The 22,824-nt window shown below is 61.4% G+C and carries 28 protein-coding genes and 1 tRNA gene; 14 read left to right on the top strand and 15 right to left on the bottom strand.

Annotated features, from left to right (window positions below):
• Nucleotides 1-123: 123 nt before the first annotated feature.
• The gene (locus tag A0U94_RS03385; RefSeq protein ID WP_077802441.1) at nt 124-1,122 is read right to left on the bottom strand and encodes a complex I NDUFA9 subunit family protein; all 999 of its coding nucleotides are present in this window, start codon (nt 1,120-1,122) and stop codon (nt 124-126) included.
• Between the two features lie 108 nt (nt 1,123-1,230).
• On the opposite strand from A0U94_RS03385, the gene A0U94_RS03380 reads away from it, so the two are divergent.
• From A0U94_RS03380 to A0U94_RS03340, 9 genes are all read left to right on the top strand, one after another.
• A tRNA-Leu gene (locus tag A0U94_RS03380) sits at nt 1,231-1,317 on the top strand.
• A 62-nt stretch (nt 1,318-1,379) separates the two neighbouring features.
• On the top strand, nt 1,380-2,024 hold the full coding sequence (locus A0U94_RS03375; protein WP_077802440.1) for a ribonuclease D: 645 nt from the start codon (nt 1,380-1,382) through the stop codon (nt 2,022-2,024).
• An 18-nt stretch (nt 2,025-2,042) separates the two neighbouring features.
• A complete protein-coding gene (locus tag A0U94_RS03370) occupies nt 2,043-3,041 on the top strand; it encodes a KpsF/GutQ family sugar-phosphate isomerase (RefSeq protein ID WP_062110564.1) in 999 nt (332 codons plus the stop codon).
• Nucleotides 3,038-3,814 (top strand): LPS export ABC transporter periplasmic protein LptC, encoded by a 777-nt coding sequence (gene lptC / locus A0U94_RS03365; RefSeq protein ID WP_077802439.1) that lies wholly within the window; start codon nt 3,038-3,040, stop codon nt 3,812-3,814. Before A0U94_RS03370 ends, lptC begins: the two co-directional genes overlap by 4 nt.
• Complete coding sequence (locus A0U94_RS03360) at nt 3,811-4,764, top strand: LptA/OstA family protein (protein ID WP_062110568.1); 954 nt, start codon at nt 3,811-3,813, stop codon at nt 4,762-4,764. The genes lptC and A0U94_RS03360 overlap by 4 nt, the downstream gene beginning before the upstream one ends.
• Nucleotides 4,761-5,516 carry an LPS export ABC transporter ATP-binding protein gene (lptB, locus tag A0U94_RS03355; protein WP_077802438.1) on the top strand — a complete coding sequence of 252 codons (756 nt, stop codon included), beginning with the start codon at nt 4,761-4,763 and terminating at the stop codon, nt 5,514-5,516. The genes A0U94_RS03360 and lptB overlap by 4 nt, the downstream gene beginning before the upstream one ends.
• Before the next feature lie 9 nt (nt 5,517-5,525).
• Nucleotides 5,526-6,842, top strand: a complete 1,317-nt coding sequence (rpoN, locus tag A0U94_RS03350) for an RNA polymerase factor sigma-54 (RefSeq protein WP_077802437.1) — start codon at nt 5,526-5,528, stop codon at nt 6,840-6,842.
• Nucleotides 6,843-6,891: 49 nt separating this feature from the next.
• Complete coding sequence (locus A0U94_RS03345) at nt 6,892-8,226, top strand: anthranilate synthase component I family protein (protein ID WP_077802436.1); 1,335 nt, start codon at nt 6,892-6,894, stop codon at nt 8,224-8,226.
• Nucleotides 8,223-9,029 carry an aminotransferase class IV gene (locus tag A0U94_RS03340; RefSeq protein WP_077802435.1) on the top strand — a complete coding sequence of 269 codons (807 nt, stop codon included), beginning with the start codon at nt 8,223-8,225 and terminating at the stop codon, nt 9,027-9,029. The genes A0U94_RS03345 and A0U94_RS03340 overlap by 4 nt, the downstream gene beginning before the upstream one ends.
• 74 nt (nt 9,030-9,103) lie before the next feature.
• Here the strand turns inward: A0U94_RS03340 and A0U94_RS03335 are convergent, their stop codons facing one another.
• The 3 genes from A0U94_RS03335 to A0U94_RS03325 all read right to left on the bottom strand — a co-directional run bounded on the left by A0U94_RS03335 (nt 9,104) and on the right by A0U94_RS03325 (nt 10,353).
• Nucleotides 9,104-9,466 carry a RidA family protein gene (locus A0U94_RS03335; RefSeq protein WP_077802434.1) on the bottom strand — a complete coding sequence of 121 codons (363 nt, stop codon included), beginning with the start codon at nt 9,464-9,466 and terminating at the stop codon, nt 9,104-9,106.
• Between the two features lie 39 nt (nt 9,467-9,505).
• Nucleotides 9,506-9,757, bottom strand: coding sequence for a DUF1150 family protein (locus A0U94_RS03330; RefSeq protein WP_077802433.1), 252 nt, complete (start codon nt 9,755-9,757; stop codon nt 9,506-9,508).
• Between the two features lie 83 nt (nt 9,758-9,840).
• Entirely contained in the window at nt 9,841-10,353 is a 513-nt protein-coding gene (locus A0U94_RS03325; RefSeq protein WP_077802432.1) for an Hsp20 family protein, read from the bottom strand.
• 187 nt (nt 10,354-10,540) lie between these two features.
• Between A0U94_RS03325 and def the strand changes: the two genes are divergently transcribed.
• Genes def through truA form a run of 3 tightly spaced genes read left to right on the top strand, consistent with a single transcriptional unit; the run spans nt 10,541 to nt 12,812 of the window.
• A complete protein-coding gene (def, locus tag A0U94_RS03320; RefSeq protein WP_077802431.1) occupies nt 10,541-11,095 on the top strand; it encodes a peptide deformylase in 555 nt (184 codons plus the stop codon).
• Nucleotides 11,096-11,101: 6 nt separating this feature from the next.
• The gene (gene fmt / locus A0U94_RS03315) at nt 11,102-12,016 is read left to right on the top strand and encodes a methionyl-tRNA formyltransferase (RefSeq protein ID WP_077802430.1); all 915 of its coding nucleotides are present in this window, start codon (nt 11,102-11,104) and stop codon (nt 12,014-12,016) included.
• On the top strand, nt 12,009-12,812 hold the full coding sequence (gene truA, locus A0U94_RS03310; protein ID WP_077802429.1) for a tRNA pseudouridine(38-40) synthase TruA: 804 nt from the start codon (nt 12,009-12,011) through the stop codon (nt 12,810-12,812). The genes fmt and truA overlap by 8 nt, the downstream gene beginning before the upstream one ends.
• On the opposite strand, the gene A0U94_RS03305 is transcribed toward truA, so the two are convergent.
• The 3 genes from A0U94_RS03305 to dapD are packed head-to-tail and all read right to left on the bottom strand — an operon-like array spanning nt 12,809 to nt 15,410.
• A complete protein-coding gene (locus A0U94_RS03305; RefSeq protein WP_244178057.1) occupies nt 12,809-13,432 on the bottom strand; it encodes a hypothetical protein in 624 nt (207 codons plus the stop codon). The genes truA and A0U94_RS03305 overlap by 4 nt on opposite strands.
• Complete coding sequence (gene dapE / locus A0U94_RS03300) at nt 13,429-14,574, bottom strand: succinyl-diaminopimelate desuccinylase (protein WP_077802428.1); 1,146 nt, start codon at nt 14,572-14,574, stop codon at nt 13,429-13,431. Before dapE ends, A0U94_RS03305 begins: the two co-directional genes overlap by 4 nt.
• A gap of 5 nt (nt 14,575-14,579) precedes the next feature.
• The gene (gene dapD / locus A0U94_RS03295; protein WP_062033875.1) at nt 14,580-15,410 is read right to left on the bottom strand and encodes a 2,3,4,5-tetrahydropyridine-2,6-dicarboxylate N-succinyltransferase; all 831 of its coding nucleotides are present in this window, start codon (nt 15,408-15,410) and stop codon (nt 14,580-14,582) included.
• Between the two features lie 189 nt (nt 15,411-15,599).
• Here dapD and A0U94_RS03290 point away from each other — a divergent pair, with 189 nt between their 5' ends.
• Nucleotides 15,600-16,961, top strand: a complete 1,362-nt coding sequence (locus A0U94_RS03290) for a sensor domain-containing diguanylate cyclase (protein ID WP_077802427.1) — start codon at nt 15,600-15,602, stop codon at nt 16,959-16,961.
• Between the two features lie 29 nt (nt 16,962-16,990).
• Here A0U94_RS03290 and argB read toward each other — a convergent pair whose 3' ends face one another.
• The 6 genes from argB to rpmH all read right to left on the bottom strand — a co-directional run bounded on the left by argB (nt 16,991) and on the right by rpmH (nt 21,246).
• Complete coding sequence (gene argB / locus A0U94_RS03285) at nt 16,991-17,950, bottom strand: acetylglutamate kinase (protein WP_077802426.1); 960 nt, start codon at nt 17,948-17,950, stop codon at nt 16,991-16,993.
• Entirely contained in the window at nt 17,947-18,627 is a 681-nt protein-coding gene (yihA, locus tag A0U94_RS03280) for a ribosome biogenesis GTP-binding protein YihA/YsxC (protein ID WP_062033495.1), read from the bottom strand. The genes argB and yihA overlap by 4 nt, the downstream gene beginning before the upstream one ends.
• Nucleotides 18,628-18,644: 17 nt before the next feature.
• Nucleotides 18,645-20,360 carry a membrane protein insertase YidC gene (gene yidC / locus A0U94_RS03275; protein ID WP_077802425.1) on the bottom strand — a complete coding sequence of 572 codons (1,716 nt, stop codon included), beginning with the start codon at nt 20,358-20,360 and terminating at the stop codon, nt 18,645-18,647.
• A gap of 90 nt (nt 20,361-20,450) precedes the next feature.
• Complete coding sequence (gene yidD / locus A0U94_RS03270; protein WP_062033500.1) at nt 20,451-20,702, bottom strand: membrane protein insertion efficiency factor YidD; 252 nt, start codon at nt 20,700-20,702, stop codon at nt 20,451-20,453.
• The gene (gene rnpA / locus A0U94_RS03265; protein WP_077802424.1) at nt 20,699-21,073 is read right to left on the bottom strand and encodes a ribonuclease P protein component; all 375 of its coding nucleotides are present in this window, start codon (nt 21,071-21,073) and stop codon (nt 20,699-20,701) included. The genes yidD and rnpA overlap by 4 nt, the downstream gene beginning before the upstream one ends.
• 38 nt (nt 21,074-21,111) lie before the next feature.
• Nucleotides 21,112-21,246: a 50S ribosomal protein L34 gene (gene rpmH / locus A0U94_RS03260; protein ID WP_062033507.1), complete on the bottom strand. Its 135-nt coding sequence runs from the start codon at nt 21,244-21,246 to the stop codon at nt 21,112-21,114.
• A 146-nt stretch (nt 21,247-21,392) separates the two neighbouring features.
• On the opposite strand from rpmH, the gene A0U94_RS03255 reads away from it, so the two are divergent.
• A complete protein-coding gene (locus tag A0U94_RS03255) occupies nt 21,393-21,608 on the top strand; it encodes a hypothetical protein (protein WP_231878160.1) in 216 nt (71 codons plus the stop codon).
• Here the strand turns inward: A0U94_RS03255 and gloA are convergent.
• Complete coding sequence (gloA, locus tag A0U94_RS03250; protein WP_062033514.1) at nt 21,592-21,981, bottom strand: lactoylglutathione lyase; 390 nt, start codon at nt 21,979-21,981, stop codon at nt 21,592-21,594. The two genes, A0U94_RS03255 and gloA, sit on opposite strands and share 17 nt — an antisense overlap.
• Nucleotides 21,981-22,823, bottom strand: a complete 843-nt coding sequence (locus tag A0U94_RS03245) for an LpxI family protein (protein WP_086648878.1) — start codon at nt 22,821-22,823, stop codon at nt 21,981-21,983. The genes gloA and A0U94_RS03245 overlap by 1 nt, the downstream gene beginning before the upstream one ends.
• Between the last annotated feature and the right edge of the window lies 1 nt (nt 22,824).

The raw sequence follows: 22,824 nt of genomic DNA, 5'->3' as shown, positions 1-22,824 counted from the left end.
ATGCAGCTATTCCGTCACTTTATCCAATAACAGTCAGTGATACTGACCTTTCGCGTGAAATGGCCCATCTATTCGCTCCATGAGCCATTTTTCACACAAATTTTTAGGACCGAAACGGACCATTTATTTCCGAAACCGCCTCCAGCTCTCACAAACACTCCCCCTTAGATAGTCCGGAACGATACTCCGCATCGCCGCAGGCCTGATCCCCAGCGCCTGAAGATCAGCCATTCCCGACTGCACCACATTGTCCACGCCCATCATCGCAACCTGATCGCGCGTCAGCAGATGCCCCGGCAACGCCTCAAGAATGCCCGCCTCCAGCTTCGCTACCCATCCCGGCACCCGCAACAGAATTCGACGGCGCCCAGACGCTTCCAGAACGAACGCCATCAACTCCTTCATACTCAGAACATCCGGCCCACCCGCCTCAACCGTCATGCCCTCATGCCCCGGCTCCACAAGCGCGATGATCGCCCGCGCCACATCGCCTACATAGACCGGTTGAAACAGAGTCTCGGGCGCCAACACCGGCAGAACCGGCGAGAGCTTCGCAATCAGCGCGAACATGTTGAAGAAACTGTCCTGCGGCCCGAAAATTACCGACGGTCGCAGCAACGCCGCCTCCGGGAAAACCTCCCGCACCGCACGTTCAGCCAACCCCTTGCTCCGCCCGTAATTCCCCGGCGACGTCAGCGACGCCCCAATGGCCGACATGTGCAGGTACTGCTCCACTCCCTGACGCCGCGCCATGAGCGCCGCCAGCCGCGCGCCCTCCACATTGACCCGATGCATCGCCCGCACATCCGGCGACATGATCGACACCAGGTTGATCCCCACATCCGCGCTGGCGAACACACGCTCCAGCGAAGCCGCGTCATTCACGGATGCCTTGATAAATTCCACACGTCCGTCACCCGGAAACCGCGCCAGTGCCTGATCGCCTTCGGGATTCCGGCTTCCCACACGCACGACATGCCCCAGGGCCACGAGCCGGCCAACAAGTTCGCGCCCGACAAACCCTCCGCCGCCTAAAACCGCCACAACCTTTGGGCCGTGGCCCGTTCCAGCGTCATTTCCAGCTCCGCCACCGGTTCCGTCCACGGAAAAATTTCTACGCATTTTCGCTTTTCTTTCAGTTTGGCTGTTGACGCCCCGTACGTGCAGGGGTAAACGCCTCTTCACCGAGCCGGGATGCCTCAGGAAACTGAAAAACCCGGTGCTTTCTGAGCCCAGATGGCGGAATTGGTAGACGCGCAGGTTTCAGGTACCTGTGTCCGAAAGGACGTGGAAGTTCGAGTCTTCTTCTGGGCACCACAGACGATCAGGCGATCAATCGCCTCGATCCTCTGGTGATCAAAAAAATTTGGTGACGACAAATGAGTTCGCAGAACGCCATCCATCTTCATGACGGCGATCTGCCGGATGACTTTGATCTTGGCCCTGTCGTTGCCATTGATACCGAGACCATGGGTCTCAATCCCCACCGTGACCGTCTCTGCCTCGTTCAGCTTTCAGCCGGCGACGGCGAAGCCCACCTCGTGCAGATCAAACCGGTCTCCATGGGCGGCCGCGGCTATGACTGCCCGAACCTCAAGGCGCTCCTGACCGACGATTCCGTCACCAAGCTGATGCATTTCGCACGCTTTGACGTTGCAGTCCTGCAGAACGCCTTCAATATCACGATCCCGTCGGTCATCTGCACCAAGATCGCGGCCCGGCTGGTCTATACCTTCACCGACCGACACGGCCTGGCCTATCTGTGCCGGGACCTGCTCGGCGTTGAAATTTCCAAACACCAGCAGAGTTCGGACTGGGGTGCCGAGACCCTTACCCCCGATCAGCTCCGCTACGCCGCATCGGACGTGCTGCATCTTCACGCATTGTGGGATAAGCTCGAAGCCATGCTGATCCGTGAAAACCGACGCGACCTCGCGCAGTCCTGCTACGATTTCCTCCCGGCCCGCTGTCGCCTCGACCTGCTGGGCTATGACGAATCCGACATTTTCTCGCATCGCGCCTGAATCCCGGTCCGGCTGATCATGCACCGCCCGTCGCCCGGCTTTTCCCGCACCGCTCTGGAATCGGCTCTTCAGACCGTCTCGATCGAACGCAAAGGACTGGAAGCGCTCGAACAAGCCCTCTCTGGCCCTCTCGGGATCGCGTTCTGCGAGGCCGTCAACTGTATCGCAGAGAGCAGCGCTCGCCTGATCGTGACCGGAATCGGTAAATCCGGCCATATCGCCCGCAAAATTCAGGCGACCCTCGCCTCCACGGGCACACCGTCGCTGTTTCTGCACCCTGCCGAAGCCGCACATGGGGATCTCGGCATGGTCGCCCCCGGCGACCTGATCCTCGCTTTCTCCAATTCTGGTGAAACCACCGAACTCACCGCGATTCTGGCCTATGCCGCCCGCCAAAATCACTGCGTGATCGCCGTAACATCAGTTGACACCTCAGCCCTCGCCCGCGCCGCACAGATCCCGCTGGTTCTGCCCACAAGCACCGAAGCCTGCCCGATGGGTCTGGCACCGACGACAAGCACCCTGCTTCAACTCGCCCTAGGTGATGCCCTGGCACTGGCACTGCTCGAAAAACGCGGCTTCACCGCCCGCGATTTCGGCGCTTTCCACCCCGGAGGGCTTCTCGGCGCCCGTCTGCGCCCCATCAGCGACCTCATGCATACCGGTGAATCCCTGCCGCTCGGGCAGGGCAGTCTCCCGCTCCGCTCCGTCATTCTCGAGATGACACGCAAATCATTCGGGTGCATGGGTATCATTGATGACAATGGTAAACTTCAGGGTCTCATCACGGACGCCGATCTCCGCCGCGCCCTCTCCGGCGACCTCGACGCGACCACGGCGGCTGACGTCATGAATCCCGCTCCCGTCACCGCGCGCGCCGACACGCTGGCGCAGGACGTGCTGCACCTCATGAACCAGCGCGAACGCCCGATTACGAGCCTCTTCATCGTGGACGCGGAACACCGCCCTGCGGGAATCGTTCATATCCACGACCTCCTGCGGAGCGGTCTGTCATGAGCGGCCCTACGCCAGATAATGGCGAACACCGCATTCGCCGGGAAGATTTCGACCCCAACCGGACCGAAAGCCTTGCCCGCCTCGACAACCTGCGCCGCGCTGCTTTCCAGCGGATCCGTCAGGCTCCCAATGCTCAGGAACTCGCCCGACGCCGCTCGCTTCTGGGTTTCGCCAAATGGGCACTGCCAGGGCTGGCCCTCGTCCTCCTCAGCTCCATCGCGGCCTGGCCCGAGATTTCCCATCTCATGAACCAGAACCGCGCCGCCCTGAAGGAAATGGCCCGCCTGCGCGTGGAAAGCGGCAACATGGAACAGGCTACCTATCGCGGTCTCGATGCCCACGATCATCTGTACATGATCACGGCCCGCACCACCCACCAGCAGGGCCCGGATCGCGTGGACCTTGTCGATCCCGTCGCCGACATCCAGCTCTCCGGTAATTCCTGGGCGCATATCAAGGCTGATCGCGGCGTCTACATGCAGCACGAACAGACCCTCGATCTCGACGATAACGTCGTGCTCTACCGCGATGACGGCTTTCTCCTAAACGGTCCTTCCGCAGACCTGGACCTCAAGGCAGACGTCATCGCTTCGCGGGACTGGGTCCATGCGGAAGGCCCCTTCGGCACGCAGGATGCCCAAGGCTATTTTCTGGACCAGCATGCGGGTATCATGCAGTTTACGGGACCGGGACTGACGGTCCGCAACGATGACAACGGCCCTCCGAGTGCGGCGGCCCGCCTGCACCTGCAAGGACTGAAGACAGAGAAATGACCCGCCGTTCCGCAGCCTTCCTTCCCCTCCTGATCGCCCTTCCTCTGGCCTTCCCCTCCGCTCCTGCCCACGCGGACGGACTGGACATGTCCCACGGCGAAGCGGTGCAGCTCTTCTGGAAAAAGGAAGAGGTCTACGATCGCAATGCCCAGACCGTGACCCTTACGGGCGGAGCGCGGGCCGTACGCGGGGATACGACAGTCGATGCGGATACGCTGATCGGATATCTGCGCAAAAAAGCGCCCGCTCCCGGACAGCCCGCTCCTGCGCCAACACCGGCCGATGGCAAAAGCGCGAGCAGCGGCGATCCGATGGGTGGCTCCCTCGAGCTGTACCGGATCGAAGCGCGCGGCAACGTCCATATCTATAACCAGACCGATCAGGGCTGGGGCGATCACGCGCTGTACGACATGGATCAGGGCGTCATGGTCATGACTGGCAAGCATCTGAAACTGACCACGCCGCAGGACGTTCTGACGGCCCGCGACGTCATGGAATATCACGCCAAGACGCGCATGTCGGTTGGCCGGGGCGATGCTACTGTCACGACCAATGATGGCAAACAGGTCAAGGCGGACGTGCTGGTCTCGTTCAGCAAACCCAGCGATGCGCCATCTCCGTCTGCAAAGCCGGCACAGGCAGCCGCAGATTCATCCAATCCAATGGGCGGCGGTTCCTCGAAGCTCGACCGGGCCTATGGCTGGGGGCATGTCGTTCTGCGCACCCCGACCCAGACCGCCACGGGTGATCGTGGCGTCTATGTTTTCGATACCCAGATCGCCCGCCTGATCGGCCATGTGCATGTCACGCAGGGGCAGAACCAGAACAATGGCTCGCAGGCCATCGTGAACATGAAGACCGGCATCGCAACCATGCTGCCGGGCACGGATTCCCCCATTCAGGGGCTCGTCGTGCCAAACGAGGCCAACAGCAGCCAGGCACCCAAGTGACAGACAGCCATATCCCCTCTCAGTCCCCCGCAACTGGTCTGGTCGCAAGCGGCATCGGCAAGTCCTATAAGAAGCGTGCCGTCGTCAAAAACGTCTCCCTTCAGGTGCAGCGCGGCGAGGCAGTCGGCCTCCTCGGCCCGAACGGCGCGGGCAAGACGACCAGCTTCTACATGATCGTTGGTCTCGTGCAGCCTGACACCGGCACCATCACGCTGGACGGTGCGGACATCACACAGCTTCCGATGTATCGCCGCGCCCGTCTCGGCGTCGGCTACCTGCCACAGGAAGCCAGTATTTTCCGTGGCCTGAATGTCGAGCAGAACATCATGGCCGCCCTTGAGGTCGTCGAACCCGACCCGGAAAAGCGCGACCTGATGCTCAACGGCCTTCTGGCCGAATTCGGGATCACCCATCTACGCCGCTCGCCTTCGCTCGCCCTTTCCGGTGGTGAGCGCCGCCGTCTGGAAATCGCCCGTGCGCTGGCCAGTCAGCCGAACTACATCCTGCTCGACGAACCGCTCGCCGGTATTGATCCGATCGCCGTAGGTGAAATCCGCGATCTCGTCTCGCATCTGAAGGATCGTGGCATCGGCGTGCTGATTACGGACCATAACGTCCGCGAAACGCTCGAAGTCATCGACCGCGCCTACATCATGCACGGTGGGCAGGTGCTGATGGAAGGCACGCCCGAAGCCATTGTTGCGAACGAAGATGTCCGCCGGGTCTATCTCGGAGAGAATTTCTCGCTGTAACATGCCGGGATGCTTGTCCCGGGCCTGATCCAGCGTCAGTCGCAGTCTCTCGTCATGACGCCCCAGCTGCGTCAGGCGATTGCACTGCTGCAATACACGCAGATCGACCTCGCCCAGCACCTGCGGCAGATCTGCGAAGCCAATCCGCTCCTCGTCCTGGAGCCCGGCGAGACCGCGGCCGATCCTACCCCCGATCCGGAAGAGTTTCACGACGACGACCCGGACCGCTTCACCAGTGCTTCTGAACGCCCGGAAGCAGCGGCACCACCTCCGTCCACCCGGGATGATCTGATCCTCCAGATCCGCCTGTCTTTTCCTGCGGACGAACAGGATGCGGCACTGCATCTTCTGGACAGTCTGGACGAAAGCGGCCGCCTTCCTGTTTCGGTAGCGGATCTTGCAGGCGACCTTCGCATGGAGGTCGCAAGGCTCGAAGCGATCCGCCAGAGGCTCATGCATCTTGAACCTGTCGGGCTTTTCGCCCGATCGCTTGAAGAATGTCTGGCGGCGCAGCTCCGCGTCCGCAACCGCCTTGATCCCGCGATGCAGACCCTCCTCGACAATCTGGACCTTCTCGCCCGGCGCGACTGGCGCAGGCTGCGCGAAAAATGCGCTCTTGAGCAGGACGACCTGCTGGAGATGCTCGCCGAAATCCAGGCGCTCGATCCGCGTCCCGGCCTGACCCTGCCACCGCCTGAGCCCCCCATCGAACCCGATCTGATCGTTCGCTTCAACGGCGCCGGCTTCCGTCTGACCCTCAACACGCGCCTGCTGCCGAAACTCCGGCTTGATGACACGATGCGCGCGCAGCTTAATGGACGCATGGATTCCGGCAGGACGCTTCTTGCCTGTGCGGCAGAGGCCACGGCCCTGATCCGCGCGATGGACAGCCGCAAACAGTCCCTGCTCGCGGTTGGCCGCGCGATTGTGCAGCATCAGGCCGATTTCCTGCGCAATGGCCCCGCCGCCCTGCGCCCGCTGACCATGCGCGACATCGCCGAGCGCACGGAGTTGCACGAAAGCACCATCAGCCGCATCGTCAGCAGCAAATATATCGACACGCCACAGGGCACCGTCCCGCTCAGGCTGTTTTTCTCCACAGCCCTGACGTCCGAAGACGGCACGTCCCAGAGCGCTCACGCGATCCAGCATCGTCTACAGGCGCTCGTCTCGGCCGAAGGAGACAACGTCCTGTCCGACGATGCCCTGACGGTCCTTTTGCAAAAGGAAGGCTTTTCCATCCAGCGCCGCACGGTTGCGAAATATCGCGAGGGGCTGGGCATTGCGAAATCCAGCCAGCGCAAGCGGCTGCGCCGTACGGCCTGAAGACTCCGGGGCTTTGACAGGCTGACAGAATTTCCCTTACGGAGCCTGAATGTCTAGCGTCCCGCTGCCTCTCACTGAAATTCCCTGGAGACCTCCCGAACAGGCGCTTTCCGCCATGGACTCCGCCCCCTGGGCCGCGTTTCTCGATAGCGGAGGCCCGGACACGGACGACCGCGCCCGCTGGTCCTTTCTGTGCCTGTCTCCTGCTGAAACCCTCGACTGGCACGCGGGGAGCCTTCGCAGGAATGGCATATCCATACAGGGTGATGTCTGGACGCATCTGCGCGATATGGCCGCCGCCTCGACCCGTTGCCCCGAAGCAGAGGATATCATCCCCTTCACCGGCGGGGTGGTCGGTATGATGAGCTATGAAGCGGGCATGGCGCTTGAAAAAGTTCCATCCCGCCATGTTTCTTCTGCGCCCAGACTGGTGGCGGCCTCTTTTGAAGACGTGCTGGCGTTCGACCGGCATGAAGAACGCTGTTGGTGGATCAGCCGGAGGGGACACCCTGCACCCGAATTAACCTCGCCGACGATCCGCCCCATCACACCCTCCCTGCATTTTCGGCCGGAACAGCCGCGGGACATCTGGATGGATGCGGTTCGCAGCATCATCGCCTTTATCCGGGCCGGAGATATTTTTCAGGCCAATCTGACGATGCGCTGGGTTGCGGAGTGTGCTGACGCTTTCGATGAGCTGGCTGCCTATCGGACACTGCGCCAGACCTCCCCGGCTCCGTTCGGGGCCTATCTGAAGACGCCGGATTTTTCGCTGCTCAGCGCCTCCGTGGAACGTTTCATTTCTCTCTCGCGGGGCGGGCTAATCGAAACGCGCCCGATCAAGGGCACCATTTCTCTTGGACACACGCCCGAAGAAACAGCCCGGAACAGCCGGACACTGGCTGCGGACGAAAAAGAACGCGCCGAAAACCTGATGATTACGGATCTGATGCGAAACGACATCGGTCGTGTCTCACAGATCGGCTCTGTTCGCGTTCCCCAGCTGTCGAAGGTTGAGCAGTTTTCCCACGTCCTGCATCTGGTCTCGGTCGTTCAGGCGCAACTCCGTCCCGAACTGGACGCCATTGATCTGCTTCAGGCCACGCTTCCGCCGGGTTCCGTCACAGGGGCACCAAAAAAACGCGCCATGGAGATCATCGACCTTCTGGAAGCCTCTGCCCGTGGGGCCTATTGCGGCAGCCTGTTCCGTATCGGCGAGGATGGGGCCATGGACAGTTCCGTCATCATCCGCAGCATGGCGCGAGCGGACAACAGCCTTTCCGTCGGCGCAGGAGGCGGCATTACCGTGCTGTCCGATCCTATGCGGGAATATGAGGAAATGCTTCTGAAAGTCTCCCCGATCCTGAAAGCGTTTGAGGCATGAGCACTCCTGTCTGGCTCAATGGCCGCCTCCTGGACGCGACAGACGCGCATCTCGCTCCGAATGACCGGGGATTTCTACTCTCTGATGGGCTGTTTGAAACAATTCGCGTCGCCAACGGACAGGCGCCACATCTGGCACGGCATCTGGCACGGCTGGAGGAAGGATGCACGATCCTCCGTCTGCCCACGCCGGACCCGACACTGCTGACACAGGCCGTTTCCGATCTGCTGCATGCTACGGGGCTGTCAGACGGATCGCTGCGCCTGACGGTCACGCGCGGCACCGGGCCACGCGGTCTGGTACCGCCTGTTACGCCGCAACCCACAGTCCTGATTCAGGCGACTGCTTCCGCGCTGGCCGTGCCTGCCCCCGTCAGGCTGGGGCTTGGCCGCTACCGGCGCGATGGGGGCTCTCCTCTGGCGCGCGTGAAATCGCTTGCCTGTCTGTCGTCCATCATGAGCCGCATGGAAGCCGTCGCAGCCGGCCTGGATGATGCGCTTCTTCTGGGAATGACAGGGGCTGTTGCCGAGGCCAGCGCTGCAAACGTCCTGTTCCTGCAGGAAGGGCGTCTGCAGACGCCTCCCATCCATGACGGCGCGTTGCCGGGAACGTCCCGCGCCCGACTGCTGGAAGGCGGCTTCTGTACCGAAGGCCGTCTTTTGCCGCAGGACCTCAAAACGGTGACAGGCGTGTGGCTGGTCAATGCATTATCGCTGACCGCCGTATCAGACATCGACAATTATGAGCTGCCCCTGCACCCCGAACGGGACAGGCAGCTGAGAGAGTTTCTGTTCTCTGTCTGAACCGGCTCTTGCCGCCACAAAAAAAGCCGCCTTCCCGATGGAAAGACGGCTTTTCAGCATTCAGCAGCAGGCTCTTATTTCAGCGCAGCAATCGCCGTCATTTCCACGCGCCATTCCGGAACGGCCAGCTTGGCTTCAACCGTAGCGCGGGCCGGTTTGCTGTCCGTGTCCAGCCATGCATCCCAGGCCCGGTTCATCGCCCCGATTTCCGCGATATCCGTCAGGAAAATCTGCACCGACAGAATCCGGCTCTTATCCGTTCCCAGCGAGGCCAGAAGCGCGTCGATCTGGCGCAGGATGTCGACTGTCTGCCCTTCCGTGTCGAGGGTAGCGTCGTCCGCGACCTGACCGGCCAGATAGGCCAGCCCGTTATGGACGACGACGCCCGCAAGGCGCTGCTCTTCGAGGTGACGGGAAATATCGGCGTTTTTTCTCACGGGCGTGGACTTTCTGACGTCGGTTACTGAGGCGGGAGGTTACTGAAGCAGGGTCGGGATCATTTCATGTTCGAGGATGGCGTCGAGTGCGCTTTCCTCGTCTTCAGCAACTGCCATGGGCGTGCCATCGGCGGCATGGATAGCCACGAGCATTTCACCGTCATGCATGACGGATCTGACATAGGCGAGACGCGACATCCCCAGAGTCAGGAGCTGCGGTCCCGTGATGCGGCGCAGATCCGCAGGGAGTTTGTCGTCCGAACGATCACCATTTTCGAAGGGATTGTTCAATTCAAGTTCCTTCTGAAGCCGCGGCGGCGTCTGCCGACCGACCTTGAGTTCAGTCTGTAAAAGATGCGACCGCGCGACCGGTCTTATTCGTCGTCGATATCGCGCGCAGGACGCGTCGTGCGACGGGTTTTCACAACGGGCGGCACCACTTCGTGATGAACCGTCGGCGCTGGTGCCGGACTGCGTCGCCCCTGCGAAATTGCAATCCGCTTAACCCGCACCTCAGGCTCGGGACGCAGAAGATCAATATGCAGCAGGCCGTTATCAAGCCATGCTCCACCGATTTCGATGCCTTCCGCCAACACGAACGCCTTGTGGAACTGCCGCGCCGCAATGCCGCGATGCAGGAAAATGCGTCCCTGGCTGTCATCCGTCTGACGGCCACGAATCACAAGCTGGTTGTCTTCCTGCGTAATCTGCAGATCGTCCATGACAAAGCCCGCAACAGCCAGCGTAATCCGCAGGGCCGTAGAGCTGAGCTGTTCAATGTTGTAGGGGGGATACCCGTCGGACGTCGATTTGGCAGCACGCTCAAGCATCTGCTCGAGGTGATCGAAACCGAGGAACATCGGGGACGTAAACAGGCGACCGGACATAGGGCGAGAGCCTCCTCCATGAGCGAGACAGACAGGACCGGCCCCATTATGCGGCGACCGGCTGACCCTACGATATGGTGTCCACCCCCGCAGATGCAAGCTCTGCTCTCACCTGAGCATCTGCAAAACCGACGTTCATGGCATGTTGCACTGGCATTTGAAGCCTGCGCTCGCTACATCGCAGGGCATGAGCGAATTCGATTTTCTGTCCGGCATCGACGATGTGCCGCCCACCCCGATCCTGATCGCCCCCCAGCCCGTGCTGCGGGAGGTCACCCGCGACGTGCGCCCTGAAGACATCACCTTCATTCGCGACCAGCTTCCGGGCATGTTTTCCGCCATGTACAAGGCCCCCGGCATCGGCCTCGCCGCGCCACAGGTTGGTCTTGGCATGCGGTTTGCTCTGGTGGATGTGGCCGAGGAAGATGCGCCGCGTGAGCCCATGCTGCTGATCAATCCGGAAATCGTTACGGATTCAGAGCAGATGGCTGCCCGCGAGGAAGGCTGCCTTTCGCTGCCGAACCAGTATGCCGAAGTTGTCCGCCCCGAATCGATCCGTGTCCGGTACCGCAACCTCGCGGGAGAAACGATCGAGCGTGATGCATCGGGCCTGCTCGCCACCTGCATCCAGCACGAGATGGACCATCTCGACGGCATCCTGTTCGTCGATCATCTCTCGACGCTCAAGCGCAACATGATCATGCGCCGCCTTGCCAAAGAGCAGAAGCTCGGAAGGCGCTGATCCCCGATGCGGCTGATTTTCATGGGAACGCCGGACTTTTCGGTCCCGGCGCTGCACGCTCTGCTCGACGCCGGTCACGAGGTGGTTGCGGTCTACACGCAGCCGCCGCGACCGGCAGGACGTGGCAAAGCGCTGCGTCGTTCGCCGGTTCATGAAGCGGCCGAAGCGGCCGGGATCGAGGTACGGACGCCCGCGCGTGTTCGCCGGGACGCGGCGGAGCACGCTGCTTTCGCCGCCCTGAATGCCGACGCCGCCGTGGTCGCCGCCTATGGCCTCATCCTGCCCAAAGAGATGCTGGACGCCCCGCGTCTGGGGTGTCTGAACATCCATGCCAGCCTTCTGCCGCGCTGGCGGGGCGCCTCCCCCATCCAGTCCTCCATCCTCGCAGGCGACACCCAGAGCGGCGTCTCCATCATGCAGATGGATGAAGGCCTCGACACCGGCGCGGTCCTGCTGGAGGAAGCCACGCCCATCAGCGCGACCGATACCGCCAGCACGCTGCACGACCGTTTGTCCGAAATCGGCGGCCGTCTGGTCGTGCGTGCCCTCGTCGAACAGCCGACACCCGTGCCGCAGCCCGCAGACGGCGTCACGTATGCCGAGCGCCTGACCCGCGATGATGGCCGTATCGACTGGACAAGATCGGCCTCCGAGATCGACCGCCAGATCCGTGGCCTCACGCCCTGGCCCGGCGCGTTTACGACGCTTGATGGTGTCGTGCTGAAAATCGGCACAGCCATCCCGCTGCCGGACGCAACCCACGGTTCCTCCCCCGGTGCCACACTCGACGACGCTCTGACGATCGCCTGCGGCACCGGCGCGATTCGCATCGACCGCATCCAGAAGCCGGGACGCAGCATGATGTCCGCCGCCGATTTCCTGCGCGGCCAGCCTCTCCCGAAAGGGACGCGCCTTGTCTGAAACGCAGGTCGCAGAGTCCTCCGGTCTGAACCGCTGGGCCCTGCGCATCGAATATGACGGCACCGGCTATCTTGGCTGGCAAAAACAGAATGACGGCATCTCGATTCAGAGCCTGATTGAAGCCGCCGCCGCGAAGCTCGTGCGCAACCGGCCCGTCCCCAGCATCACCGCCGGGCGTACGGATGCAGGCGTTCATGCCGCAGGCATGGTCATCCATCTCGATTTCCCGGATGACGCCCCGATCGACGCCCGCCAGATCCGCGATGGCATGGGCTATCATCTTAAGCCCCACCGCGTCGTTGTGCTGGAAGCCGCGAAAGTGGGGCCGGAATGGAATGCACGTTTCTCCGCCACATGGCGCAGCTATCGCTACACGATCCTCAACCGACCTGCCCGCCCGGGTCTGATGGAAAACCGCGTCTGGCACATCAAGCGCCCGCTGGACGTGGATCGCATGCAGCAGGCCGCGAACCATCTTCTCGGCCCTCATGATTTCACGTCATTCCGCGCGGTCGCCTGTCAGGCCAGAAGCCCTGTCCGCACGCTGGACGTTCTGAACATCCGTCGCGATGGCGAACTGGTCATGATCGACACGAAGGCACGCTCCTTCCTCCATCATCAGGTCCGCAACATAGCTGGGACCCTGATGATGATTGGCGCAGGCCTGTGGCCTGTCGAGAAAACTGTCGAGATTCTGGAGGCCAGAGACCGCTGCGCCGCGGGACAGACAGCCCCGCCCGAAGGGCTTTGCCTGATGGATGTCGGCTATCCCGACAATCCGTTCCGCAGAACCTAAAACGACACCCCAAGCAGGTCCACCATCGCATTGTAATGCGGCGGCAGAAGCCACAGCACCCAGAGCAGCGCTGCTACCGGCAGCGTCTGCAGAAGCGTCATGACGAAAGCCTGCCACCCCGTCGTCACAAGCCCGACTTTAGTCACATACCAGGTCAGCCACAGCGTATAGAGCTGTGCACCAAAAGCGAGACCTGCCAGCGCCTGACCGGAGGCAGCAGCCCCCGGCATCACGAGATGCAGCACACCCTGCGCCATAATCAGCAGCGCGAGCGGCAACCACCCACACCACAAGGACGCCGTAGCATAACGCGCCCACAGCCCCTTACGGCTCAGGAAAGCCGCATAAAGCTCCGACACCACAAGCTGCAACAGTGTGCACACCAGCGGCACCACAGCCCGCACAAGCCCCATGATCCTTTCCGCAGGCGGCAGCATGAACGCCATCCACACACCGATGAGCGCCAGCGCGATCGTGGGTGCCAGAGCCGCAAACAGCGCCCCTGCTCCGGGCGCGAAACAGTTGATCCCTTCGGACCGCCCGCGCCCCAGAAGCCACACGCCCAGCGGAATGGCCATGGTTCCAGAGGGTGGAAACGGGCCCGGCCGTCCGGAATTCACAGCCCGTATCCTTCCATGAACGCCAGATAGATCCGTGTCAGATCCTCCAGCGTCCCAAGCTCAACATTCTCGTCCCGCTTGTGCATGGTTGCGCCGACGAGCCCGAACTCCGCTACTTCGCAATAGCGAGCAATGAAGCGTGCATCGGACGTGCCGCCGCCCGTATCGAGCCGGGGGGTGCGCCCCGTCACCTGACGCACAGCATCCGAGAGGCACGTGACCGACTCTCCGGGTTGCGTCAGAAAAGCCTCGCCACTGATGGACACCTGTACGTCCGCTGAAGGCGCATGACGCCGGACCACATCCTCGATCCACGCCGTTAGAGCGGATCCGGTGTGAAGGTCATTGAAGCGGATATTCAGCCGCCCGACGGCCTGCGCCGGAATGATATTGGTCGCGGAATTGCCCACGTCGATACTGGTAACCTGAAGCGAAGACGGATCAAACCACTCGCTGCCCGCATCCAGCTCCCGCGCCGTCAGTTCGGAAAACGCTGCCAGAAGACGGTGAACCGGATTGTCCGCCAGATGCGGATACGCCACATGCCCCTGAATGCCCTGCACCGTCACAACAGCGTTCATGCTGCCGCGTCGGCCGATCTTGATGACATCACCCAAAGCCTCGGGATTCGTGGGTTCACCCAGCAGGCAGAAATCCGGAAGCTTTTCCCGTTCCGCCAGCCATTCAATGACCGGCTTCGTTCCGAAATGCGCGGGGCCTTCCTCGTCTCCCGTAATCAGCAGGGAAACGGAACCCTTCAATGGCCCCTGCTCCAGACGCCGCGCCACGGCGGCCACGAAACAGGCCACGCCGCCTTTCATGTCCGCAATACCGCGTCCATAAAGCCGCCCGTCCTGAACCACGGCGGCAAACGGATCATGCGCCCAGCCTTCGCCGGGCGGCACGACATCCGTATGGCCCGCAAAACAGAGCGCGGGGCGTCCCGTACCCAGCCGGGCATACAGATTGGGCGTCGGGGCCTCCGCGGGGCCGAAAGGAAGATGGACTGTCTCAAAGCCCATCCCTTCCAGCACACCTGCCAGAAGCGCCTGCGCGCCACCATCGGCCGGGGTCACGGACGGACAACGCAGCAGATCCCGTGCCAGTGTCACGGGATCTGTCGGCAGGTGTGATCCGCTCACGACACTCAGTCGCGCAGGAGGTCGTTGATGGAGGTCTTGGAACGGGTCCGCTCATCCACGCGCTTGACGATCACCGCACAGGCCAGCGACGGCATGCCCGGCTCTTTCGGCGGCAGCGTACCCGGAATGACGACGGAATAGGCCGGGACGCGGCCCATGAAAATTTCGCCCGTCGCACGGTCCACGATCTTGGTGGACGCACCAAGGAACACACCCATGGAGAGGACAGAGCCCTTCTCGACTACAACGCCTTCGGCCACTTCCGAACGCGCACCGATGAAGCAGTCATCCTCGATGATGACCGGCGCAGCCTGCAGCGGCTCCAGAACGCCACCGATCCCCGCACCACCGCTGATGTGGCAGTTTTTGCCGATCTGGGCACAGGAACCGACGGTTGCCCAGGTATCGATCATCGTGCCGCTGTCGACGCGTGCGCCAACGTTCACGAAGCTCGGCATCAGCACGACATTGGGCGCGATGAACGCGGAACGGCGCACGATCGCACCAGGAACGGCACGGAAACCGGCTTCGGCGAAACGGAACTGGTCCCAGCCATCAAACTTCAGTGGAACTTTGTCGAAAGCCGGTTCACCGCCGCAGCCGCGTTCCATGACACGGCTGTCGTTCAGACGGAACGAGAGCAGGACGGCCTTCTTCAGCCATTCGTGAACGATCCAGCCGTTTTCGGAGGGCTCGGCGACGCGCAGGGTACCGGCATCAAGCGCGGACAGGGCTTTTTCCACGATGTCGCGGTCTTCGCCTTCCGTACGGGCGCTGAGAGTCGTACGACGCTCCCACAGGGCTTCGATGGCAGTACGAAGAGGTGCATTCGGCATCAGGTCGGTCCGGTCAGAAAAGCAGAAATCCGCCGGAACATGCGGTTCCCGACGGTGCATGTCAACGGATCTTTACCTCCGATTCCGACCTGCACAGTTTCGTGCGTTGTTCATGACTTCTTAACCCGCCACGCTTATGAAAACGGAGGGCTTTGACTGGCTGGCCCGACCTCGAGCTTTCTGCGGGATATGTCACCCTTGCCTGATATGCGTTCCCTGTTGTCCCAGTTCATGAACCCGTCCGCATCCGACAGGACTCCGCAGGATCTGCGGAACATGCTGGCGTCCACGCTGGAAAGCCGCGAACGCTGGCGGTCCCTGCTTTATCAGGCCGTGGATCTGGTCTTCGAAACAGACAGTCGCGGTCGGATCATCCTCATTTCCCCGGACACCTGGCTCGGGCAGCCGACCACGTCTCTGATCGGGCGTCCCTTCAGCGCATTATGCGACTCTGTAGACATCCTTCAGTCCCATGCGGGCACGGCGGCTACCATCACGACGCCACAGGGCGAGCCTCTGACGGTGATCCTCTCTTCTCGCCCGTTCCATGATGACGAGGGACAGATCACCGGAACACGTGGCACCCTCAAAGCTGTTTCGGAGCCGCTATCCGCGTCTGCAAGCGGGACGGCCTCGCCTGCAGACCACGATGGGATTGCCATTCTTGCCGACGTGACGACCGCTCTGCGCAAGGCCATCGTCCCGCGACTGGCCGCCGCTGCTGCCATGGAAGCCCTGCTGGAGCCGCTCGGCGCCGAAGGAGCCCTGCTTGATACGGCGGCTCCAGATACACTCCTGTACAGTTCTTCAAGCCTGACAGACGACATTCAGGCCGTTCTCTCCGCCAGCCCCTCGCAGACAGGGACGATCGTTTTCCGAGCCGGTACGCGTCATGCCATGATCTGCCGCGAGAACATCCGCAGTCTCGAACAGATGTGTCTTATCGTCTGGCGAGCCACCTCATGGTCACCGCAGGAGCAAAAGCTGTGTCAGGCCGTGTGTTCGCTGCTTGCAGGTTTCTGGGAACTGGACAGCATTCATCGCCGGATCCTGTTCGACTCCGACTATGACATTTCGTCCAATCTTCTGAACTGGAAAGGGCTGAAGGCGGAAATAGAACGCCGTACCCGCCGTCTCGATCAGGAGGTCATGCCTGCGACCCTGATCATCGCGCGCGTTCCTGGTCTGACGGAACTGTCAAAAACACGGGGATTCGAAGCCGGGGAGGAAGCCCTCCGGCAATGCGTTGCCCTCCTCCGCAAGGCAGTTCGTCCGACGGATGCCATCGGTCGCATCGGCAACAATATCTTCGGACTCTGGATGGATGGCGGCGACCGCTTCGCAGCGGCCGAACGGGCCGAGCGCATGACTGCGCACGGAATCCCCATCCTGATCGACCCGCCTGTCCATCTTCCATTGCAACTCGGCCTCGTCTCCCGCGAAGCCAATGCAGAGGAAACGCCCGAGACCCTGCTGGAGCGCGGAATGCTGGCATTGCAGGAAGGGCTGGTTGAAAACAGATTATGGCGCTTCTCACACGAAGCGCCATAATCTGTAGTCCGGTCTGAACAAGAGACCGGTTATGCCTTGATGAGCGTCCCCGGGCCTGCCCGCGTGAAAAGCTCCAGCAGACAGCTGTGCGGCACCCGGCCGTCCAGAATGACGGCAGCTTTCGCACCCTGGCGAACGGCTTCAAGGCAGGTTTCGACCTTCGGAATCATTCCTCCCGAAATCGAACCATCCGCAATCCGGCGCAGGGCCTCTTCCGCGCTCAGTTCCTCGATGAGCTTGCCGTTTTCATCCAGCACTCCCGGAACGTCCGTCAACATCAACAGACGCGAAGCATGCACTGCACCTGCGATTGCACCCGCCGCCGTATCGGCGTTGATGTTATAGGTCTCACCGTCTGCACCTACGCCGACCGGAGCAATAACGGGAATCAGCCCGGCCCCGAGCAGCGCATACAGGACCCGCGGATCAATCTTTTCCGGCTGTCCGACAAAACCGAGATCAATGACCTTTTCGATCTCGCTGTCTGGATCACGTTTCGTCCGGGTAAGACGACGCGCCTGAATCAGCCCGCCATCCTTGCCGGAAATGCCAACGGCCAGCGCCCCCGCACGGTTGATCAGCTCGGCGACCTGTTTGTTGACGCTGCCTGACAGCACCATCTCGATCACGTCGACCATCGACTGGTCCGTAACCCGGAGGCCGTCGATAAATTCGGAGCGGATTTTCAGACGGTCCAGCATCGCGCTGATCTGTGGACCACCACCATGCACGACGATCGGATTGATCCCGACCAGCTTGAGCAGCGAGATATCATAGCCAAACGCATGCGCCAGCTTACCCTCACCCATGGCATGACCGCCGTATTTGACGACAATCGTGTCCCCGGCATAACGGCGCAGGAAAGGCAGCGCACTGGACAGAATGGCTGCCTGCGCCTGCGCCTCTTCCGCGTTCACGACCGGCGGAACATCCGGCAGTTTGGCGCTGTGAGTTTTGCTGTTGTTTCCGCTGGAGGTCTTACTGGTCATGATCCGGACTGTCCTTCCCCTGACGTCTGGAGTGGCACGGCAAAGCGGGCAATTTCCGCCCGCAGGTCCTCGATCCCGAACCCGGTCTCGCTGCTGGTGGAAATGATACGCGGATAGGCGGCGGCGTGTTTGAGCGCCAGCGCCTCGACTTCCGACGTCTTTGCTGCAAGCGCCTTCGGGCGCACCTGATCGCATTTGGTCAGCACGATCTGGAACACCACGGCCGCACGATCCAGCAGCTCCATGACGTCCCTGTCGGACTCCTTGAGCTCGATCCGCGCGTCCAGAAGCAGGATGACCCGCTCCAGCGTGGTGCGACCCCGAAGATAGGCGAACATCATGTCCTGCCAGTCTTCCTTGACCGACTTGGCGGCCTTCGCAAATCCGTAACCCGGCATGTCCACAAGAGACAGGCGGTCAGCGAGATTGAAGAAATTGAGCTGCTTGGTCCGTCCCGGCTCGGACGACGCCCGTGCCAGCGCACGACGCCCCGTCAGCGCATTGATGAGGCTTGATTTGCCGACATTGGAGCGTCCGGCAAAGGCCACTTCGGGTCGACCGACCGGAGGAAGCTGGTCGATCTTCTGAGAACCGAAGAAGAATTCGCATTCCCCCGCAAACAGAAGCCGCCCGTCTTCGATCTGGGCCTCGGTCGGAGGCCCTGGTATTTCTTTCATCATGCCTCTGGTCGGCCTCAGGTCCGGGAGACCGGAACGGGCAGACCGGTCCGGCGCTGGATGAACATCTGCTGCGCCACCGTCAGCAGGTTGTTCCATGTGTAATAGACCAGAAGGCTGGCCGGGAAGCTGGACATGAAGAACACATAAGCCAGCGGCATAAACTGCATCACGCGCGCCTGTGCCGGATCAAGGCTCGCCGTCGAGCTGGTCTGGCGCTGCAGCAGCCAGAACGTCAGACCCAGCGCCGTGCCCCAGATGCTGACATGCAGGAACGAGGAATAGTGCGTCGGGTCGAAAGGCAGCAGTCCGAACAGGTTGAAGACGTTTGTCGGGTCCGGCATCGACAGATCGCGGATCCAGCCGAAGAATGGCGCATGACGGGCGTCGATGCTGATGTTCAGGATCTTATACAGGCAGAAAAAGATCGGTGCCTGGATCAGCATCGGCAGACAGCCACTGGCCGGACTCACCTTTTCTTCACGATACAGCGCCATGACCTTCTGGTTCATGGCCATCGGGTCGTCCTTGTTCTTCTCGCGGATTTCCTTGACCTTCGGCGCCAGCAGACGCATCCGCGCAGAAGACTGGGCAGCCTTTGAAGCCAGCGGAAAGAGTACGATCTTGACGATCAGCGTCAGCGCCATCAGCGCAAGACCGAAATTGCCGATATGCAGATACAGCCAGTGCAGAAGCGTCAGCAGCGGGCGGGTCAGGAAGCTGAACCAGCCGAAGTCGATCGCCTTGTCCAGATCAGGAATTCCAAGCTGTTTGCTGTAGGACTGCAAGAGGCTGAGCACCTTGGCCCCGGCAAAGACATGGCTCTTCTCGGTGATGGAGCCATTCGGCATGATCTGCTGGGGCGCCTGTGTGGACATCCCCACCTGATAGGATGCCGGCGCTCCCGGAACGTAGGCAAAGCTTGCCATAACGGGCGTCCCGTCCGCAGGCGCCACGGCCGTCAGCCAGAACTTGTCGCTGATGCCATCCCAGCCATTCGTTCCCGTGGACGACCAGGAGACGTGATCCGGATGATCAGCCCCCTTGCGCAGATTCTTGTAGCTCTCGTCCTGCATTCGGCCACCAACGACGGCGATCGGACCTTCATGCGCGGTGAAAGCCCCTTCCGGGGCTTCATAATCCCGCTGCACGCGCTGGAACGGCACAAGCGCCACTGGCTGTGCGGAATGGTTCTCGACCGTCTGGTTCACCGCGAACATGTAATGGTCGTCCAGCGCGATCTGGATGGAGAACACCAACCCCTGTCCGTTATCCCAGTGTAGCGTCACCGGATGGTCCGGAGTCAGCGTCTCGTCCGGACTGTCCCAGACCGTGTTCAGGTCCGGCACGCGGGCGTTTGAACCCGGAGCATTGGTCCAGCCGATCACGACAAAATTGGGATGGGTACTTCCGGCGGTGTCCAGCAGCCGCACAAGCGGGCTGTCTTTGGCAAGGGTCTCGCGATATTTCGTGAGGATCAGATCATCCAGCACCGCGCCCTTCAGGTTGAGGGACCCTTGGACATCCGGCCCCGTCAGAGGAATACGCCGCGCGGCAACCTGCGTCTCTGCCGGGGCTTCAGACGCGGCAGGGGCGCTGGTCTGAACCTGCGCAGCAGGCGCATGAGGGACGGAATGGGGATCGTCCTGATGGGGCTTCGGCATGAAATAGTCGAAACCGATCAGGATAAGGGCCGAGAGAAGTGTGGCCGCAATAATGCGCTTGATGTCCATCGGGCGGATGCCGGTCTTTCGTCTCACTGAATGGGGCTTGCGCTTCAAGTGGCCGAAAACCGCATCCAAAACAATAGGTGGCGGGTGTTTTTAATGCCGGTGTGGCTTCGGAGGCAGGTCGATGCCCCCTTCCGACCAGGGATGACAGCGCCCGATCCGGCGTATCGCAAGCCATCCCCCACGCACGGGACCATGCTCGCGGATCACCATCAATGCATAGGTGCTGCATGTCGGATCGAACCGGCAGTTCGTACCGATGAACGGACTGATGAAGAGTTTGTAGGCATCAATGAGCGACAGCATCAGGGCAGTGACGGCTTTCCTGATGACGCGCGCAATCATTTCGCCCGATTCCGGCTATGACTGGAATTCCCGGAAGGTTTTTCACGGAAATTGGCATCCAGCCCCTTGCGAAGAGCCTGCCTCAGATCGTCTTTGAGGAGAGAAAACTCACGCCCCCGGGTCTTGTCACGCCCGATAAGGACGAAATCGCCGGAAGGCAGACCGTCTTCCCGTGCAACGAGGCGGAGAGCCTCACGAAGACGACGGCGGGTGCGGTTACGGATGACAGAATTGCCGACTTTTTTCGTGACTGTGAAACCCACGCGGGTTTCGGTCGCTGTGTCATCCGGAAGGATCTGTACAACCATACCGGGAGTGGCGACCTTGCGCCCTTTCCCGGCTACACGCAGAAACTGCGGCCGTTTTTTCAAACGGCTCGGTGTATGGGTCGTGCCGATCTGGGTCGAACTCAGGCGGAGAGCTTCTTGCGACCCTTGGTGCGACGGTTGGCCAGCACGCGGCGGCCGCCGACGGTTTCGCTACGCGTACGGAAACCGTGACGACGCTTGCGAACCAGCTTGGAGGGTTGATACGTGCGCTTCATGACGTTGATCCTTAAAAACCAGGCGGACGCCTCAACTGCTGGACATCCGCGTCGATCGGGCGCACGAAACGCCCGGTGATTGAGACCCGGGCTTGTAAGCACGCAGGCCCTTCATGTCAATGCCAGACCTACAGGAACTTGACCCCATGCCCGAGTCCAGCAACCATTCTGCTTCCAGCACACCATCTCAGGATGCTGCCACCTTTCGTCACGACCTGCGCAATGCCTTGGCTCCTGCGCTTCTCTGCGCTGACATTCTCGGCACCCACAGGGACAAGGCAGTCCAACAGAACGCACAGACGATCATCGACGCGCTGGAAAACGCCCTGAAACTGCTGAAAAACGTTACGATTTCTCGATAAGCTCGATTTTGTAGCCGTCGGGATCTTCGACAAAGGCAATGATGATCGTTCCGAATTTCAGCGGACCGGCTTCGCGTGTCACCTTGCCGCCACCCGAACGGACCGTTTCGACCAGAGCCGCCACGTCAGGGGCGCCAATCGCAAAATGGCCGAAACCGGTCCCAACATCGTAATCGGACTCCTGATCCCAGTTGTAGGTCAGTTCGATTTCGGCCTGCCCATGCTCGTTATCGGCGAATCCGATGAAAACAAGCGTGTAGCGCCCTTCCCGGACTTCCTTGCGGCGAAGCTCCTTCATCCCGAGCAGCTTGTAGAATGCCAGACTCCGGTCAATGTCCCGGATTCTCACCATCGTATGCAGAAACGTATTCATCACTTGTCCTTCAGATCTTCCGGCGTCAGCCCATACAGGAAGAGCCCGTAACGATCCGCCAGCTTTACGCAGCCCGCAGGATCCGTCATGAGCGTCACTCCGGGCTGGAACGCAACGCCCCGCAATCCGTTCCGGGCCGCATTTTCCAGCGTCTCCGGCCCGATCGTCGGCATGTCCGCCCGAAGGTCCTGTCCGGTTTTGGGCATCTTTACCAGAACGCCACCACTTCCCGCCTGCATGAGGCGCCCGCAGCGGCCCAGCATGGCATCCGTCCCCTCCAGAGCCTCGACCGCCAGTACAAGCCCGTTCTGGACCACGCATCCCTGACCGATATCCAGGACAGCCATCGCCTTGAGAACATCGACACCACGGGCGATGTCCTGTCTGGCCTGAGTGTCAGGGAGCACACGCCCCAGGGTTCCTGAACGGCCGGTGGCATGTTCGAGAAACTCGTGCGCACCCCGGACATGAAAACCTTCTTCGCCGAGGACACGGACGATTGCGCCGAGAAGCCCGTCGTCTCCGGAAAAGATCGCCCGCCCGAGGCGCGCGAGAATGCGGGCCCCTTCCGCATCTGGACGCAGGTCCCGCCATGCGGGCCGACGGACCGGCCCGATCAGGACCAGTTCGCGGCAGTTATTTTTCTTCAGAGCGCCAAGAATATCGCCTGCGGCGGCAAGACGAATGATTTCGTGCGGGTAAGGATCAAGAAGCGCGCGATCGGCGAAGTCACGGAAGCCAATGACGAAAACCTTGCGGCCTTTGGCGATGGCGGCAGCGGCGACCTGTGCGGGAAGCGGTCCCGAGCCAGCCAGAATGCCGATGCAGCCCCGGTCGCCCACG

This window comes from Gluconobacter albidus, assembly GCF_002005485.1.
Taxonomy (GTDB): domain Bacteria; phylum Pseudomonadota; class Alphaproteobacteria; order Acetobacterales; family Acetobacteraceae; genus Gluconobacter; species Gluconobacter albidus.
The sequence above is the reverse complement of the archived record's forward strand: the minus strand, read 5'-3'. Positions and strand labels throughout refer to the sequence as shown.